The organism is Clostridium sp., assembly GCF_051650885.1.
Taxonomy (GTDB): domain Bacteria; phylum Bacillota; class Clostridia; order Clostridiales; family Clostridiaceae; genus Clostridium.
Map to the genome: position 1 here is coordinate 1 of NZ_JBOFRG010000186.1, position 2,128 is coordinate 2,128.

At 36.9% G+C, this 2,128-nt stretch carries 1 protein-coding gene; it reads left to right on the top strand.

The window, feature by feature from the left end; genetic code table 11:
- The first annotated feature begins 1,825 nt into the window (after positions 1–1,825).
- The gene (locus ACRC28_RS09080; protein ID WP_438543128.1) at positions 1,826–2,071 is read left to right on the top strand and encodes a hypothetical protein; all 246 of its coding nucleotides are present in this window, start codon (positions 1,826–1,828) and stop codon (positions 2,069–2,071) included.
- Positions 2,072–2,128 lie beyond the last annotated feature (57 nt).

Here is a 2,128-nt window from a genome sequence, read left to right on the forward strand (position 1 = left end):
ATCAACTACCATGTTAACCTTCTGAAGCTTGAACCAGCAGATTACAAAGGGATTGATTTTGAAAATCGTCAGATGCTTATAAAGCATCATATCCACTTACAGCCAACCTGTAAGGAGTGATTTTACCTTCCAAGAACTGAAATAAGAACAGGACTTACGTGTGTTGAACACAGGAGTGAAAGCATTTTACTAAACATGTATAACTCTCTAAAAAAAGCTAGATATAGTTCACTTAATCTTGCAGCAATACTTAAAGTAGAAGGGGAAAACAAATCACACCTCTTACAGATAATCAGCTACCTAAAGACCAAACACAACTTTGAGGGTTTTTAAACCTTAAAAACACTGGTCGAATCCTAAAAGACAATGCTCTACAGCGAGATTAAACTTCGAAAAAAATCACGGAAAGCTGTTCAGAGCAAAAGAAAATGAACTACTTAATATTAAGGGGTCTTCTACATGGCTGGTAAAGGGCAACAACAAGGCTAGATCTGAAGCAACCTATTGTTTTCTACAAAGAAGAAATATCTTTTGTGGACAGGAGGGACAATGTCCTCACTGAAGATCTCATAGAAAGACTGTAGGTCATTTAGCTACCAAGTGTGATCGAATGTTTAAACTTGACTATATGAGAAGACACAACGAAGTAGGTAGATGTCTATATCCTTTGCTATGTGAGAGGTATTGCTTTAGAAAATTTAGTAAGATAAGAACTACTTTGCACAAAAAGTAATGTTCAATTATAATGCTGAAATACGAGTGGATACGCGTATTTTAACAGACATTGAGGTCAGACATAACAAGCCTGATATTTTTGTATCAGATGAGAAGAGAAAGCAAATCCTAATTGTCGAGAAGGCTATCATCATCCAAGATTTTCTCACAGTTGTTGAGAATGAAAAATTAAGAAAATACGTTTTTTGCTAATGAGCTTGGATTAATATACAAAGCCGAAACAAGAGAAGTTCGTTATGTCCTGACATGTGGCGGAGTGGTAACGGCTTATCACAAGAAGCACATTCAAGAGCTGGGAATCAAACCTACCTTTGAAGCATACATCCAGTCTGTGGTGCTAACAAAACCCTCGAGAGTATCTCTCTAGAACAAAGACGAAGCACTGAACTAGACAAAGCTGGGGAAGAAGAGATTGAGGAAGCATGTTTGAATTTGGTGAGTTCTTGAAGAGAAGTTGAAGAGGTACAACATGGAAGGAAGGACACAAGACCCGAGCCGAAAATACCAGGGAAAACTCATTAACTTGAAGATCTTTTAACTAAGAAACCTTGTCAGATGAAAAACTCTGAACTGGGCTCTTCTATTCAATCTACTGACATCTAAATGGCATTGTTGTGCGCTCACAACAATGACCTTAGGTGACTAAAATCAAGTATAAAACGTGTCTTACTGATCGTTTCCTATCTCTACGTGTTTGTAATTTATTAAAATATGTTTTAAAACTATTTCAAAAAAAAACTATAGATAGTTTGAGTAAACTGACCATATGAAATCTGCCGGATACCAAAATAAATCTCTTTTCAATAAAACCCGTCTTCCACGGACATCTATCTCTATTTACACAGCCTACCTTCGGAACAAGCATAGTTCCACCCTAGGGCACAGCAGTAGTATTCATCTTCGTTTTTAGCCTTTTACATGAAGACCTCCATGTTTCTAAGAACATTTGAGTCAGACGACCTTGGAGAGCTGTATTTTTTAAAGATGGCTTTTGAATGATTAATTCAAGTGTTTTTGAACCTTTAAGTTCTCTTTCTTTAAAGAATTCACGTACGCTATAGTTGTTCCTGTTTCAGTCATAAGGTCAGACATGACCTTTTTTGAAGATAGTTTTGTAGAGTTTGGTATTAAACTTCCTACAGTAAAAGGAGATTTCTTTATGTTGGTCGCCTCTAGTAATCTGTTTTCATCTGCTCAGACGGCTCAAAAAGCCTCTCTAGGCCAATTCTTCGCCGTGGAATCCACCTCGCTGAGAACCGCTTCTAAAGACACCAGAGAACTTGATATCGCTGGGTTGCGCGTCTATCTCCTTTTTAAGGATCTTTATCCCCTGTAAAGGCTGCTGTTTGCATTATTTAAATTTTTTATTTCAGCCTTCTTTATTTATTTTTTA

Excerpts from the sequence above, each read along its gene's own strand:
- ACRC28_RS09080 (WP_438543128.1), top strand. The coding sequence starts at position 1,826 with ATGACCTTTTTTGAAGATAGTTTTGTAGAGTTTGGTATTAAACTTCCT.